This window comes from Ignavibacterium sp. (genome assembly GCA_032027145.1).
GTDB lineage: Bacteria > Bacteroidota > Ignavibacteria > Ignavibacteriales > Ignavibacteriaceae > IGN3.
Genome location: JAVSMP010000001.1, coordinates 2,100,087 through 2,114,790, shown reverse-complemented (window position 1 = coordinate 2,114,790; position 14,704 = coordinate 2,100,087). Strand labels below are relative to the sequence as shown.

Here is a 14,704-nt window from a genome sequence, read left to right as displayed (position 1 = left end):
TCGATTATATCTTATTATCGTCAAATTCCTTACTAATTTAATATTTTTGCCGATTAAAACTAAATTTTCTTATCCTGTTTCAGCCAAATAGGGGCTTTAATCCTTGCTTTGATCATCATCAAATGGCTAAGTTTGAGATGTCAATTTTTTCTAATTATACAGGAATTTTTTTTATGAAGAGAACCATCGTTTCAATGCCCGGGGACGGCATTGGTAAAACAGTATTACCAGAAGCAATCAAAGTTTTAAACGCAGTCGGATTTGAAGCCGAATATGTCCATGGAGATATTGGCTGGGATTTCTGGTGCAGTGAAGGAAATGCACTTCCACAGCGTACAATTGATTTGTTAAAACAACATAAACTCGGGCTTTTTGGCGCTATTACTTCTAAACCAAAAGATGCAGCTGATAAAGAACTTGATCCTTCATTAAAAGGGAAAGGTTATGTTTATTTTTCACCAATAGTTTCTATGAGACAAATATTTAATCTTGATATTTGTATTCGTCCTTGTATTGCATTCAAAGGAAACCCGCTTAACTTTATCAGAAAAGATGGTAAAGGCAGCTATGAAGAACCGATTGTCAACTCAGTTATTTTCAGACAAAATACAGAAGGACTTTATGCAGGAATTGAATGGACAAATCCTCCTGCCAATGTTCGTGCTGCATTTGAATCTCATCCAAAATGGAAAGCATTTAAAGATGTTCCCAATGAGGAGCTCGCAATTTCAACAAGAATAGTTACCAAACATGCTGCAACAAGAATTATCCGCGCTGCTTTTGAGTATGCAAAAAAATTCGGCTATAAAAATGTTACCGTTTGTGAAAAACCAAATGTGCTTCGCGAAACTTCAGGAATGATGTTAAAGATTGGAAAAGAATTAGCAAAAGAGTATCCCGGAATTGCTTTGTGGGATACCAATATTGATGCACAAATGATGTGGCTTACTAAAAATCCCGAGGATTACGGAGTTGTAGTTGCAGAAAACATGTTTGGAGATATTATTTCTGATGGTTTTGCTGGTCTGATTGGCGGACTTGGTTTTGCCTGCAGTGCAAATATTGGTGATGAGGTTGCAGTTTTTGAACCGACTCATGGAAGTGCACCAAAGTATCAGGAGTTAAATCCTTCAATCGTAAATCCAATAGCAATGATTATGAGTGCCTGTATGATGCTTGACCATATTGGTGAAACAGAAAAATCTGAAAAAATCAAAAAAGCAATTGCTAAAGTGGTTGAAGAAGGAAAAGTTAAAACTTATGATATGATGAAACTGCGGGGCGGACCTGATGTATTCAGCAAAGGTGCCTGCACAACACAGCAAATGACAGATGAAATAATTGCTAAATTGTGAGACGAAAGAAGTAAGACGAAAGACCTAAACGCAAGAGGAAAATAAATCAGAAAATAAATGTTAGATCTTAGTCATAAAAAACTGGATGTATGGAAAAAAAGCGTTGAACTCGTTTCAGAAGTTTACAAGTTTACTTCAAAATTTCTGTCACAAGAACACTTTGCTCTTACTTCTCAAATCAGGCAAGCTGCTATTTCGATTCCTTTAAATATTTCTGAGAGAAATATCAGAAGCTCAAATTTAGAAACATTAAGATTTCTGGATATTGCAAGAGCATCAGCAGTTGAATTGGATACTAGGATTGAAATTGCAGTTAAGTTAGATTATTTAAACTGTACAGATATTAAACAACTCGCAGAAATGATTAAACATTCTTTTGCGATGTTATCAAAATTTATTAAAAAAAATTAAAAATGATTAAAGTTGCGATGAATCGTCTTGTATCTCGCTTCTTTCCTATTACGGAGGATCAATGAAAGAAAAAGTATTAAAAATATGGCCAGAAATTAATTGGATTGAAAATCACCAGCTCAGAGAGAAAGTTTTAAACTGCTGGGTCTATGCAATCGAAAACTCAGTTTTAACTCCTGAAGATCTTGAAGTCATTCCATTTTCATTATTGATTAAGGATTGCAAAATTTCTTTTATGAATCACAAACGGACAGCTGTTCAACTTTCTGTTGATATCGCAAAAAGAATGAAAGAAAATTTCGGCAGTGAAATAAAAATTGATATGGATTTACTTATCGCCGGTGCAATCTTAATTGATATTGGAAAACTTATTGAGTATGATAAAGTTGACGGTAAGCTTGTAACAAGCAAAGCCGGACATTTGCTTCGTCATCCTTTCAGCGGCGTTTCAATTGCTGATAGATTTGGATTACCTTATGAAGTTCAGCATATAATTGCTTATCATGCAAAAGAAGGCGACCTTGCAAAACGCAATGTTGAAGCAATAATTGTTCATCATGCAGATTTTGTTTCCTTTGATCCGTTTAAAGCTTGACACAGTGAAGGTCATTGCGAACGAGTCTTCGAGTAAAGCAATCTCTATGATAAATGAAGAATTATTACATTTACATATTATCTAATAAAAATAATTCTGTACTTTATTCAGGAATGACTAATAGTTTGATGAGAAGAGTGTGGGAGCAATAAGCTAAGTTAATCGAAGGTTTTACAAAAAAAATATAATGTAGATAAGCTTGTTTACTTTGAATCATTTGATAATGCCAGAGATGCTATCAAAAGAGAAAAGCAAATAAAAGCTGGTTCTAGAAAAAAGAAGATAGAACTTATTAATAAATTAAATCCTGATTGGAAAGACTTATATAATTTTGAAGAAGTTTATAAATGATAATATAACTGTTATTGGTAAAGAGTCTTTTGTGAAACAATCTTCAATATAGTATTTCAAAAAAAATAAATGTAGAAAACAATTTTACAGATTGCTTCGTCACGATTGGTTCCCTAATGGCAACTCAAATCGTAACTCGCAATGACAATCATTACGGAGAAAAATATGTCACAAACACTAATAGAAAAAATAGCACAAAAGTTCGCAGTTGGATTAGATCCAAAACACGAAGTTAGAGCAGGTGATTATTTATCAATCAAACCTGCGTATGTAATGACACACGATAACACCGGTGCAGTCATTCCAAAATTTAAATCAATCGGAGCTACAAAACTTTTCAATCCACGACAGGTTGTAAATACTCTCGATCATAATGTACAGGATACTTCCGAAAAAAATCTTGAAAAGTATAGAAAGATTGAAGAGTTTGCTAAATCAATGGGTGCAGACTTCTATCCTGCCGGAAGAGGAATCGGACATCAGATAATGTGCGAAGAAGGTTATGCCTGGCCCGGAACAATGGTTGTTGCTTCAGATTCACACTCAAATATGTACGGCGGGCTTGGCTGTCTCGGAACTCCAATTGTTCGTACTGATGCTGCAGCAATCTGGGCAACCGGAAGAACCTGGTGGCAGGTTCCGCCTATTGCAAAAGTTGAATTGCAAGGCAGCTTACGACAAGGTGTAACAGGTAAAGATGTTATCATTGCACTTTGTGGATTCTTCAATCAGGATGAAGTGTTAAACCACGCAATTGAATTCGTTGGAGATGGAGTTAGATATTTAACTATTGATGAAAGACTGGCAATCGCAAATATGACAACTGAGTGGGGTGCGCTTGCAGGAGTTTTTCCAATTGATCTTGCAGCAATTCTTTGGCTGAAGAAACGAGAGAGATTTATTGAACATCGCGGACTTCAGGGCGTCTTTTCCGATGTTGATGGAAATGGACTACATCCAAGAATTAATAATAAAAGAATCGAAGAACTGGAACATAATATTCCTAAAGCCGATGCAGAGGCTTTCTATGCAAAAGAATTAAAATTAGACTTAACAACTGTCGAACCTTATGTTTCGGGACCCAATACTGTTAAAACTTATGCCTCTGTTTCCGAGCTTAAGGGAAAAGAAATCAAGATCAACAAAGCTTATCTTGTTTCCTGTGTTAACAGCAGACTTGATGATATTGCTGAAGCTGCTGCAGTTGTTAAAGGTAAGAAAGTTGATCCGAATGTTAAATTTTATATTGCTGCTGCATCAAGTGAAGTACAGAAAGAAGCTGAACGATACGGTTATTGGCAGTCGCTTATCGAAGCTGGTGCAATTCCACTTCCTTCCGGATGCGGACCTTGCATCGGTCTTGGAACAGGTTTGCTGGAAGATGGTGAAATCGGAATTTCTGCAACCAACAGAAACTTTAAAGGCAGAATGGGCTCACCAAATGCTCAGGCTTATTTGGCTTCACCTGCGGTTGTCGCTTCATCAGCTATTTCCGGTAAGATTGATTTTGACTGGAGTAACAAAGATCTTCGTGAAATTAAAGGCACAGTAAAAGTTAATCCTAAAAAATCAGATGCGAAAGTATCAGTTAAAATTATTACTGGATTCAAACCGGTTCTTGAAGGTGAATTACTTTTCTGTCATCAGGATAATATGAATACTGACGGAATTTATCCCGGTAAATACACTTACATTGATGATTTTACTCCGCAGCAGCAGGCTGAAGTTGTTATGGAAAATTATGATCCGGAGTTCGTTAAGATAGCAAAATCAGGTGATATCCTGGTCGGTGGTTTTAATTTTGGAACGGGTTCTTCACGCGAACAGGCAGCAACTGCACTAAAGTATAAAGGGATACAGCTTGTTGTTGCCGGCACTTTTAATGAAACTTATAAGCGTAATGCACTTAACAATGGATATTTACTTATTGAATGCCCGCAGCTTGTAAATGATTTAAAATCTAAATATGGGAAAGATAAGCTTACAGTAAAATCTGGAATGAAGATTAAAATAGATTTTGAAAATTCATCTTTAACATTTGATAACAGGACCTATTCAATTGATCCTGTCGGTGAAGCTGCACAGGAACTTATTGTTACCGGCGGATTGGAAGAATGGGTGAAGAGAAAACTGAAATAGTAATTGATTACCTTTGTAAATTAATTTGCAAAAAAAGAGGTTTAAAACTGGACTTAATGCAGCGAATAACAATAATCAGAGATATTCTTGTTGGTAAACCAACTATCCGTGGTTTAAGGATAAGTGTTGACCAAATAATTAAAGCGTTAGCAGCAGGATTAACACAAGAAGAAATTCTTGAAGATTACCCTGAATTAAAAAAGGATGATATTAAAGCTGCACTGCTTTATGCTTCCAAAGTTTTAGAATCAGAAAAAATATATACGATTAATGCCTGATTATAAAACCAGCCTGAACTATTGTTTGATGCCGGAGTAAGTAAAAAAGCTGAATTATATTTTAAGGAAATCGGTTTTGATGTACTATCTGTACGAGACATTAATGCTTCAATGATAGATGCTGATAGACTTGAACTCGCCGTTAAAGAAGCAAGAGTAATTATAACGATGGATAAAGATTTTGGTGAGTTGGTATTCAACTCTATGAGACCTCACGCAGGAATACTTCTGTTAAGAATGGAAAATGCAAGATGGCAACAAAAAATTGATGTTCTCTTAGAAATTTTTAATACACATTCAAAAGATATTGCAGGAAATTTTTCGGTTTACCAGGATAAGAAATTAAGAATCAGAAAATAATCTGTTATAAACTTTTGGAGAAGCAGTACAAGAGCTAATCGTTACCGGCGGATTGGAAGAATGGGTATAAAAGAATCTTTAATTAGAAAAAAAATAATTGGAACACGGATCGAGCAGATTGGACAGATTGGAACAGATAAAAAAACCTTTTAAATCAGTTTGATTTGTTAAATCAGTGTTTCAATAACATAAACAAAGTAAATTGGAACACAGATCGAACTGATTAGACAGATTGGAACAGATAAAAAATCCGTTTAAATCAGTTTGATCCGTTAAATCAGTGTTCCATTATCAATTAAACGAATTTAATTTTTTAGAAAGGAAAGCAAATGAGCAAATCAATCTCAAGAATAATGTCAGAGTTCGCAGTTAATCTGCAATACAAAGATTTACCACAAAACGTTGTGCACGAAGTAAAAAGATATCTCTACGATTCTTTTGGATGTGCATTTGGCGGTTATCATACAAAAGATGTGAGAATAATCCGCAATATCTATCACGATATGGGTGGAACAGAAGAGGCAACAATTATTGGTTACGGAGATAAAATTCCTGCAGTAAATGCCACCCTTGTAAATTCACTAATGATTCGTGCGCTTGATTTTAACGACATTTATTGGAAAGAAGATCCTTCTCATCCATCGGACATTATTCCTGCTGCGCTTGCAGCTGCTGAATTAGTCGGTGCTTCAATGGAGGATGTAATTACAGCTATAGTTCTTGCTTACGAATTTGAACAGCGGCTATGCTTATTTGCTTCACCAGGTGTCCGTGAACGAAAATGGCATCATGCAACTCTAACACAATTTGTTTCCCCTATTGTTGCAGGAAAAATCCTTGGTCTAAGTGTTGATCAAATGGTAAATGCGATAGGAATAAGCGGAAGCCACAATCACACAATCGGCTGTCCAACTGCAGGCAAACTTACGATGATGAAAAACACTGTTGATCCTATGGCTACACAAGCTGGAGTTTTTGCTGCATTGATGGCTCAACGAGGCTATACAGGCACAGAAGCTGTCTTTGAAGGAAAAGAAGGATTTATGGATACATTTCTCGGATGGAATGCTAAAGAACAAAAAGTTGAACCAGTAAGTATGAAAGGACGTGATGGTGTTTCTGAATGGAAATGGAATATTGATAAATTAATTGGCGGACTGGGTGAATCCTACAAAATTCTTGAATGCAGTATGAAAGCTTTCCCAACTGAAGCTTTAACTCATACGCACCTTTCTGCAACTTTAAAAGTTGTTACAAAGAATAACATCAGTTACGATCAGATTGATACTGTAACGCTTACAACACTTGCACAGGCTTATGATATTCTTTTTGATCCGCACAAGTATCGTCCTGAATCAAGAGAAACTGCAGATCATTCACTTCCCTACTGCATTGCTGCGGCTCTGGTAGATCATAAAGTTACTACACAATCTTTCTCAGATGAAAAATTAAAAGACCCGAGAATCTGGGAAGTAATTGACCGGGTTAAAGGTGAGCCATCAATTGAATTTGAAAAAATGTTCCCTGCAAAACAGCCAAGTAAAGTTGTTGTAAAAACAAAAGACGGAAGAGAATTTTCAGAATATCTCGAATATCCTAAAGGCGATCCAAGAGAACCAATGACAATGGAAGATCTTGACAATAAATTTGATGGATTATCTTCACAATTATTTGTTGCTGGAAGAAGAAAAGAAATTAAGGATGCTATCTTTAATGCTGAGCTGATGACAGCAAGAGAATTTATGAAGAAGATGATAATCTGATCTTTCGTTGTTCAATTGTTAATTGTTACATTGTTATAAAATGGAAAAGAAATATTTAAAATTAAATGATATTGATGCTTACAAGATTGCGTTTAATTTGAGTAATTATGTTTGGGATTTAATTGTAAAGTTGGATCGGTTTAGTAAAGATACTTTAGGAATACAATTCGTCCGTTCGATTGATTCAATCTCAGCAAATATAGCAGAAGGTCTTGGAAGATATTCAAAGAAGGATAAAGTTAAATTTTTTCGTATCGGTTTTGGATCTATGTATGAATCATTAGATTGGAATGAAAAAGCTTTAATGAGAAAGTTGATCTCAAAAACTGATTATGATTACATTTATAGCGAACTTCAAAAGCTCCCTAAATTAATTCATCAGCGGATCAAATTTACTAATTCAAAATTGTCTGAATAACAATGAAACAATCTATCAATGAAACTATGTTGTTAACCATATTCATATTAAATAATTAATGAGTTTTTTATGGCAAAAAAAATAAATAAGGTAATTAGTGGTAAACGCGGCGATTCAGTGCGCTCCGATTGCTATTTTGAAATTGAATTGAAAAATTCTGGCGGAATTAAAATCGATCTAAAGAGTAAGGTAGATACAATGTATGGAGAATCAATTAAACAGATGATTCTTGATATGTGCAAATACTTTGCTCTTAAAGATGCAAAAATACTTTGCGAAGATTATGGAGCCTTACCATTTGTTCTTGCTGCAAGGTTTGAGCTTGCAGTGAGAAGATTATTTCCTGAAATCAAAAAGGAATATCTTCTTCCTTTTCACAAAAAAAATCTATACTCAACTAAAAAAGATCAACTAAGAAGAAGCAGATTATATCTTCCCGGCAATGAGCCGAAGTTTTTTGTGAATGCCGGACTTCATGCACCTGACGGAATAATTCTGGATCTTGAAGACAGCGTAGCGCCAACAGAAAAAGATGCAGCACAATTGCTAGTACGCAATGCACTGCGTTCAGTTGATTTTTATAATGCTGAAAGAATGGTTCGTATCAATCAGCTTCCTAAAGGTTTGGATGATTTGAAATATATTATACCACACAATGTTAATGTCATACTTGTTCCAAAGTGCGAGTCAGCAGAACAAATCCATCAACTTGAAAAGGAAGTTGAGAAACTTAAAAAGCAATTCAAAGTTAAAAGCGATATTTTCTTTATGCCCATAATTGAAAGTGCACTCGGAGTTATTAAAGCTTACGAGATTGCTTCAGCATCAAAAAATATTTGCGCACTTGCAATCGGACTTGAAGATTACACAGCCGATATCGGAACTCAACGAACAAATGAAGGTCGTGAAAGTATTTTTGCAAGACAGATGTTAGTCAATGCTGCTAAGGCAGCAGGTATTCAGGCAATAGATACTGTTTTTTCTGATGTATCTGATATGGAAGCACTTCGTCAAAGTGTAATCGAAGCAAAGTCACTTGGCTTTGAAGGCAAAGGATGTATTCATCCACGACAAATTCAGGTTGTTCATGAAGCATTTGCTCCAACAACAGATGAAATAGAAAAAGCAAAGAAAATTGTTCTCGCATTTGAAGAAGCAGAGAAAAAAGGACTTGGTGTTGTATCACTTGGCAGCAAAATGATTGATCCGCCGGTTGTGAAACGGGCATTAAGGACTTTACATTTAGCTAAACTAAATGGTCATGCTGAACTTGTTTCAGCATCTAAAAAATAAAGAAGATTCCGAAACAAGTTCGGAATGATAATAACAGAGATTTAAGAATTATGAAACTAATAAAAAATGCAGCAGGAAGATTAGTCCCGACAGAAGTAAACGGACAATCACAAATTCCTTTTAAAGGAGTTAACAAATACAAACCAACAGGAGTGAAAGCAAAACCGCCAATTCGTTCGTGTGTGGATTATCCTTCAGACGGAAATAAAGTTGTTAAGGATTTAAAGACAGCATTGAAAAAAGCAGGATTAAAAGACGGAATGACAATTTCAACTCATCATCATTTGCGCAATGGTGATGCAGTTACAAATATGTTGTTTGATGCTGTTAAAGAAATGGGAATAAAAAATATTCGCTGGTTCCCTTCGGCTTCATTTCCTGTTCATTCACATCTGATAAAATATCTTGAAGATGGAACAATTCATCATATTGAAGGAAGTATGAACGGACCTCTCGGCAAATTTACAACCGAAGGAAAAATGAAAGGTGTTGGGGTTCTTCGTTCACACGGCGGAAGATATCAGTCATTACAGGATGGAGAGGTTCATGTTGATATCGCGGTTTTACTCGCACCAACGGCGGATCCATTTGGTAATGCAACCGGGGATCGCGGCAAATCTGCATGCGGACTAATTGGATTCGGATTAGGCGATTCTGAATACGCAGACAGAACTATTATCGTTACTGATAATCTTGTTCCCTTCCCTTGCGTTCCCTGGCAGATTCAGGGCAACAATGTTGATTATGTAGTTGAAGTTGAAACACTCGGCGATCCTTCAAAAATTGTTTCCGGAACAACTGAAGTAACCAAATCACCCGATCGTTTGTTAATTGCAGAATACGTGGCGCAGTTTCTTGATGAAGCAGGAATAATGAAAGACGGATTTTCATTTCAAGCTGGTGCAGGCGGTACAACTCTTGCTTTTGCAGTTTATCTGAAAGAACGGATGAAAAAGAAAAATGTAAAAGCAAGGTTTATTAGAGGCGGTTCAACAAAATATCTTGTTCAAATGCTTGAAGAAGGATTAACCGACTACATCCTCGATGGTCAAACTTTTGATCTTGAAGGCGTAAGAAGTATGAGAGAAAATATTGGACACGTAAACACTTCTCCTTTTACAAGCTACAACTTTCACGGAAAAGGAAATTTTGCTTCAATGGTTGATGCCGCTGTTCTTGGTGCAACTGAAGTTGATGTAAACTTCAATGCAAATGTTGTAACACATTCAGATGGGTATTTACTTCACGGAATCGGCGGCTGGCAGAATTGCCTCTTCTCTAAATGCACAATACTTGCGATTCCAACTTTCAGAGATAGAATTCCTGTTATTGTTGATGAAGTAACAACACTTTGCGGACCTGGAGAACTAATTGATGTGATTGCAACTGAAAGAGGACTTTGCATTAATCCAAAGCGAAAAGATCTATTGAAGGCAATGAAAAATTCTTCGATTCCGATTATAGATATAAAAGAATTAAAGAAAGAAATTGATATAATATGCGGCGGCTCTCCTGCAAAACCAAAAGTTAATAAAGATAAAGTTGTTGCAATTGTTAAGTGGGTTGATGGCACTGTGTTGGATTCAGTTTTTCAAGTTGAAAAATAAATGGTACACGGATATTACTGATTAAACGGATTTAAACTGATCAGGAAAATTGAATGAATAAAACAGATGTGGACTCCAAATGAAGATAGGAATTTCTTTTGGTGCTGGTGGTGCGCGGGGTATTGCACATTTGTTGATGATAGAGGCTTTAGATGAATTAGGTCTTAAGCCTTCTGTTATTTCTGGTTCAAGTATTGGTGCGGTAGTAGGAGCCTTTTGTGCTGCAGGATTTTCTTCAAAAGAGATGAAAGAAATTCTTAATCAGCTTATCAATCCAAAGAGTGATTCGGTTTTTGATTTTCTGCTAAAATCAGATATTGTAAAAATGTTCACAATGTTTGATCCGCAATTTATTAAATCTGGTTTCATTAAGGGTGAAAAGTTTCAGAGTTATATGAAGTCTAATCTGAATATTTCCAGATTTGAAGAATTAAAAATTCCATTAATAGTTGTTGCAACAGATTATTGGAAAAAGGAAGCAGTAATATTTGATAAAGGTGATTTATTAAATCCAATAAAGGCAAGCTATTCACTGCCCGGATTATTTACACCTGTTAAAATTAAAAACAGAGTCTTAATTGATGGAGGTGCAGTTAATCCTTTGCCTTATGATTTATTGAAAGATAAATGTGACATAACAATTGCTATAGATGTAACTGCTTCTAAATCACATACTGAAAACGATATTCCGCCAACCTTTGATTCGGTTTTTACAACATATCAAACTATGCAGAATTCTATTATAAAAGAGAGACTGAAATTCTATAAACCTGACATCTATATCAGACCGGAAATTTATGATGTAAGAGTGTTTGATTTTTTAAAAGCCGATTCAATATTTAAACAAGCTCAACCGGCAAAAGAAGAATTAAAACGACAACTTGACAAATTGATTTCAAACAGAGTTAACAAATAATACTTTGTTTGTTCTAAACAATTTTTTATCCGGCTCTTAAAGCCTTTACAATATTTAATCTTGCTGCGCGCACAGAAGGGAAAAATCCGCCAATAATTCCCATAACAACTGCAAATATCATTGATGAAATTATAATTGCAGGTGAAAGTGAAAAACTAAATGCCAATTCTGAAAATGAATTCCAGTTTAAAGTAGATATTGAAAAGAATTGTAAAAATGATGCCAGAAACAATCCGATGATTCCACCAATGCTTGAAATTAAAAGTGCTTCAAACAAGAATGCGCTTAGAATGTTTCTTCTGCTAAATCCTAATGAACGCATAGTGCCTATTTCAACTGTTCTATTTGCTACTGCTGAATACATAGTTATTGTTGCCCCAATCATTGCACCAAAACTAAAAATTACTGTGATGAAAATTCCTAAAACTCTGATAAAAGTAGCAAGATACTCTGATTGTTCTTCAAAATATTTCTGCTCGATCTGAGGTTCAAATTCTTTTAATCTTTTATCAGTTTCAAATGCTCTCTTAAACTCTTCATAATTAGCCATATCATCCAGTTTAAGTGTAAGTGTTGATACACTAGAACCACGGTTAAAAGCATTTAACAATTGCTGGCTATCGCCCCACATTTCGGATTCAAATCCGCTTCCATCAGCTTCAAATATTCCTACAACTTTCCACTCATCGCCGGCAAATCTAACCTTACTGCCGATTTCAGCGCCTTTAAATTTAGTATTTATTGATTTCCCAACAATTAATTCACGCAAAGAAGGATTAAATAATCTGCCGCTAATTAATTTAATCTGTGGTCTTAACTGATAAACAGATTGTGATACTCCGCGGACAGTTACATTACTCATTCCTCCGCTTTTTATCTCCAAATTAATTATAACAACTGGTTCTGCAGAGATAAGTAAATTTCCATCACTTCCCTTTGCAATATGCGGCAAAGCTCTAATAATGCCCTGTGTATCTCCGTCAATTATACTTGTGATTTCACCCTGAGAAGATTGACGAAATATTTTAATATTATCCGGTGATCCGGTTGATACCAGTGTTTTCTCAACACCGTAAGCCATCATTAATGCAGCAGCAAATACAAAAACAACCAGTGCAATTCCGGATACAGTTATAATAGCAGTTAGCTTTCTGGATTTAAAACTTCTAAAAGTATATTTAAATGGTATTTTCATAATTCATTTTCGTTTTGTCTTTGCGAACAAAGTGAAGCAGTCTGACAATTAAATAGATTACTTCGTCACAAATGTGACTCGCAATGACGATTCATATTTTATCCAACAAATCTAAAACCATCAACAATGCTGGTTTTTAATGCGCGTTGAATCGGGAAAATTGAAGCCAGGATTCCTATAATAATAGCTGCACTTAAAGCCAGTATGGTAGTAATTGGTTCGATGTAAAAGAATGGGAAGAATCCTTTTGGCATTGCTTGTTCAAATCCTGCAACAATTGGATAAGTTAAAGAAATTCCAATTCCGCCGCCAATCATAGCAATAACTAACGATTCTCCTAAAATTAAGCCAACAATATGAAAAGCTGAAAAGCCGAGTGTTTTTAACACTGCGTATTCACGAGTTCGTTCTCTTGCAGCCATAATCATTGTATTAGCCAGAACAAGCATTATAATTCCGATAATTACAAACGACATAAAATTCATTGCAGTAATTATTGCCCCCGAAGCAGATACAAATCCCTGGGTAAAAGCTTTTTCAGTTTCAGTTTTAGTTTCAGCAGATGAATTTTTAAACAATGCATCAATTTTTTCAGATACTTCTGCCGCATTGTTAGGGTCTGAAATCTGTACAATATACCAGTTAACACTGCCAGCACGTGCGGGAGATTCAACTTTCATTCTTTCATCAATATAATCCCAGTGAAAAAGCATTTGTGTGCCATCTGTATTGTTATTTTTTGGCTTATAGATTCCTCGTATAACAAACTCCCATCTTCCTGGGAAAATATCACCATCCAGAACCATTTGATCTCCAAGCTTCAGATTATACTGAGTAGCAATTTCCTGCCCGATAACACAAGCGTTTCTCTCTTTCTTAAAATTTTCAAGTTCCTCAGGAGAGATTAAAAATTCAGGCAGCACATCAAAATAAGTGTCAGCATCTACACACATTCTTGTAAAAAAGTTATTTTTATCTTTATAAACTCCGCCAAACCAATTAGCAAAACTAACTTCTTTAACACCCTCAACACTTTTTATTTTTTCTTTATATGCATAAGGCAACGGAAAGATAAACGAGACTGCCTGTCGTGTAATCAGTCTATTTGCAGCTGCGGCATCAACACTAGAATCCCAAACCGTAACAACAGTTCTTAAAACACCAAAAGCAATCACTGCAATAGCAATTCCAAGAATTGTAAGTGTTGTTCTTAACTTGTGTCGCAATGCATTTGCAAAAATTATTTTCAGGATTTTCATTTTATGCTCCTACCAAATCACCTTTATCAATATGCTTAATTAGCTTTGCGCTTTCAGCAGCGTGGGGATCGTGTGTTACCATAATAATTGTCTTTTGGAACTCCCTGTTAAGTCTTCCAAGTAATATCAATATTTCTTCTGCAGAATTTCTGTCAAGATCACCTGTAGGTTCATCTGCAACAATTAAAACAGGATCTGTAACAATTGCTCTTGCAATTGCAACCCGCTGCTCCTGCCCGCCAGAAAGCTGTTTTGGCGAGTGATGCATCCGGTCACCCAAACCAACAAGTGTTAATGCAGTTTCTACCTGCTTCTTTCTTTCTGCTTTAGTTAGTTTAGTCAAAAACAGAGGCAGTTCAACATTTTCAAAAGCAGTCAGAACCGGAATCAAATTATAAAACTGAAAAATGAATCCGACATTATTTGCCCTCCATTTTGCAAGAGCTGATTCTCCAAGAGAAGAAATAACAGTATCATTGACAATAATTTCTCCGGCACTTGGTTTATCAATTCCTGCAATCATATTTAACAAAGTAGTTTTACCTGAACCTGAAGGACCCATCAAAGCTAAAAATTCGCCTTTTTCAACATTTAAACTAATATTATTTAAAACAGGAATTTCAATTTTATTCCGCGAATAAGATTTGAAAACATTTTGAATTGTTATTATTGATGACATTTAAACTCCATAATTATTAATTTAATAAAGTCATTGCGAACAAGTCTTCGAGTGAAGCAATCATAAAATTCCTTGTCAGATTGCC

At 35.5% G+C, this 14,704-nt stretch carries 14 protein-coding genes; 11 read left to right on the top strand and 3 right to left on the bottom strand.

What is annotated here, in order from left to right; translation table 11 throughout:
• The first annotated feature begins 173 nt into the window (after window positions 1–173).
• The 11 genes from ROY99_08785 to ROY99_08735 all read left to right on the top strand — a co-directional run bounded on the left by ROY99_08785 (window position 174) and on the right by ROY99_08735 (window position 11,486).
• Window positions 174–1,355 carry an isocitrate/isopropylmalate family dehydrogenase gene (locus tag ROY99_08785; GenBank protein MDT3696478.1) on the top strand — a complete coding sequence of 394 codons (1,182 nt, stop codon included), beginning with the start codon at window positions 174–176 and terminating at the stop codon, window positions 1,353–1,355.
• Window positions 1,356–1,412: 57 nt separating this feature from the next.
• Window positions 1,413–1,766 carry a four helix bundle protein gene (locus ROY99_08780; GenBank protein MDT3696477.1) on the top strand — a complete coding sequence of 118 codons (354 nt, stop codon included), beginning with the start codon at window positions 1,413–1,415 and terminating at the stop codon, window positions 1,764–1,766.
• A gap of 61 nt (window positions 1,767–1,827) precedes the next feature.
• On the top strand, window positions 1,828–2,361 hold the full coding sequence (locus ROY99_08775) for an HD domain-containing protein (protein ID MDT3696476.1): 534 nt from the start codon (window positions 1,828–1,830) through the stop codon (window positions 2,359–2,361).
• Between the two features lie 516 nt (window positions 2,362–2,877).
• Window positions 2,878–4,851: a homoaconitase gene (gene lysF, locus ROY99_08770; protein MDT3696475.1), complete on the top strand. Its 1,974-nt coding sequence runs from the start codon at window positions 2,878–2,880 to the stop codon at window positions 4,849–4,851.
• A 56-nt stretch (window positions 4,852–4,907) separates the two neighbouring features.
• The gene (locus tag ROY99_08765) at window positions 4,908–5,129 is read left to right on the top strand and encodes a DUF433 domain-containing protein (protein MDT3696474.1); all 222 of its coding nucleotides are present in this window, start codon (window positions 4,908–4,910) and stop codon (window positions 5,127–5,129) included.
• A 21-nt stretch (window positions 5,130–5,150) separates the two neighbouring features.
• Entirely contained in the window at window positions 5,151–5,489 is a 339-nt protein-coding gene (locus tag ROY99_08760) for a DUF5615 family PIN-like protein (protein MDT3696473.1), read from the top strand.
• A gap of 329 nt (window positions 5,490–5,818) precedes the next feature.
• Complete coding sequence (locus ROY99_08755; protein MDT3696472.1) at window positions 5,819–7,252, top strand: MmgE/PrpD family protein; 1,434 nt, start codon at window positions 5,819–5,821, stop codon at window positions 7,250–7,252.
• Between the two features lie 40 nt (window positions 7,253–7,292).
• Entirely contained in the window at window positions 7,293–7,670 is a 378-nt protein-coding gene (locus tag ROY99_08750; GenBank protein MDT3696471.1) for a four helix bundle protein, read from the top strand.
• Window positions 7,671–7,739: 69 nt separating this feature from the next.
• Window positions 7,740–8,963, top strand: coding sequence for an aldolase/citrate lyase family protein (locus ROY99_08745; GenBank protein MDT3696470.1), 1,224 nt, complete (start codon window positions 7,740–7,742; stop codon window positions 8,961–8,963).
• A gap of 50 nt (window positions 8,964–9,013) precedes the next feature.
• On the top strand, window positions 9,014–10,570 hold the full coding sequence (locus ROY99_08740; GenBank protein ID MDT3696469.1) for a citrate lyase subunit alpha: 1,557 nt from the start codon (window positions 9,014–9,016) through the stop codon (window positions 10,568–10,570).
• A gap of 79 nt (window positions 10,571–10,649) precedes the next feature.
• Complete coding sequence (locus ROY99_08735) at window positions 10,650–11,486, top strand: patatin-like phospholipase family protein (GenBank protein ID MDT3696468.1); 837 nt, start codon at window positions 10,650–10,652, stop codon at window positions 11,484–11,486.
• Between the two features lie 25 nt (window positions 11,487–11,511).
• Here ROY99_08735 and ROY99_08730 read toward each other — a convergent pair whose 3' ends face one another.
• From ROY99_08730 to ROY99_08720, 3 genes are all read right to left on the bottom strand, one after another.
• Window positions 11,512–12,681 (bottom strand): FtsX-like permease family protein, encoded by a 1,170-nt coding sequence (locus tag ROY99_08730; protein MDT3696467.1) that lies wholly within the window; start codon window positions 12,679–12,681, stop codon window positions 11,512–11,514.
• Window positions 12,682–12,779: 98 nt separating this feature from the next.
• Window positions 12,780–13,940 (bottom strand): FtsX-like permease family protein, encoded by a 1,161-nt coding sequence (locus ROY99_08725; GenBank protein MDT3696466.1) that lies wholly within the window; start codon window positions 13,938–13,940, stop codon window positions 12,780–12,782.
• Between the two features lies 1 nt (window position 13,941).
• On the bottom strand, window positions 13,942–14,619 hold the full coding sequence (locus ROY99_08720) for an ABC transporter ATP-binding protein (GenBank protein MDT3696465.1): 678 nt from the start codon (window positions 14,617–14,619) through the stop codon (window positions 13,942–13,944).
• Window positions 14,620–14,704 lie beyond the last annotated feature (85 nt).

Bases quoted from the DNA above. Each gene is read 5' to 3' on its own strand.
- ROY99_08725 (MDT3696466.1), bottom strand. From the start codon at position 13,940: ATGAAAATCCTGAAAATAATTTTTGCAAATGCATTGCGACACAAGTTA.
- ROY99_08755 (MDT3696472.1), top strand. From the start codon at position 5,819: ATGAGCAAATCAATCTCAAGAATAATGTCAGAGTTCGCAGTTAATCTG.
- ROY99_08765 (MDT3696474.1), top strand. From the start codon at position 4,908: ATGCAGCGAATAACAATAATCAGAGATATTCTTGTTGGTAAACCAACT.
- ROY99_08745 (MDT3696470.1), top strand. From the start codon at position 7,740: ATGGCAAAAAAAATAAATAAGGTAATTAGTGGTAAACGCGGCGATTCA.
- ROY99_08780 (MDT3696477.1), top strand. From the start codon at position 1,413: ATGTTAGATCTTAGTCATAAAAAACTGGATGTATGGAAAAAAAGCGTT.
- lysF (MDT3696475.1), top strand. From the start codon at position 2,878: ATGTCACAAACACTAATAGAAAAAATAGCACAAAAGTTCGCAGTTGGA.
- ROY99_08720 (MDT3696465.1), bottom strand. From the start codon at position 14,619: ATGTCATCAATAATAACAATTCAAAATGTTTTCAAATCTTATTCGCGG.
- ROY99_08740 (MDT3696469.1), top strand. From the start codon at position 9,014: ATGAAACTAATAAAAAATGCAGCAGGAAGATTAGTCCCGACAGAAGTA.
- ROY99_08750 (MDT3696471.1), top strand. From the start codon at position 7,293: ATGGAAAAGAAATATTTAAAATTAAATGATATTGATGCTTACAAGATT.
- ROY99_08730 (MDT3696467.1), bottom strand. From the start codon at position 12,681: ATGAAAATACCATTTAAATATACTTTTAGAAGTTTTAAATCCAGAAAG.
- ROY99_08785 (MDT3696478.1), top strand. From the start codon at position 174: ATGAAGAGAACCATCGTTTCAATGCCCGGGGACGGCATTGGTAAAACA.
- ROY99_08775 (MDT3696476.1), top strand. From the start codon at position 1,828: ATGAAAGAAAAAGTATTAAAAATATGGCCAGAAATTAATTGGATTGAA.
- ROY99_08735 (MDT3696468.1), top strand. From the start codon at position 10,650: ATGAAGATAGGAATTTCTTTTGGTGCTGGTGGTGCGCGGGGTATTGCA.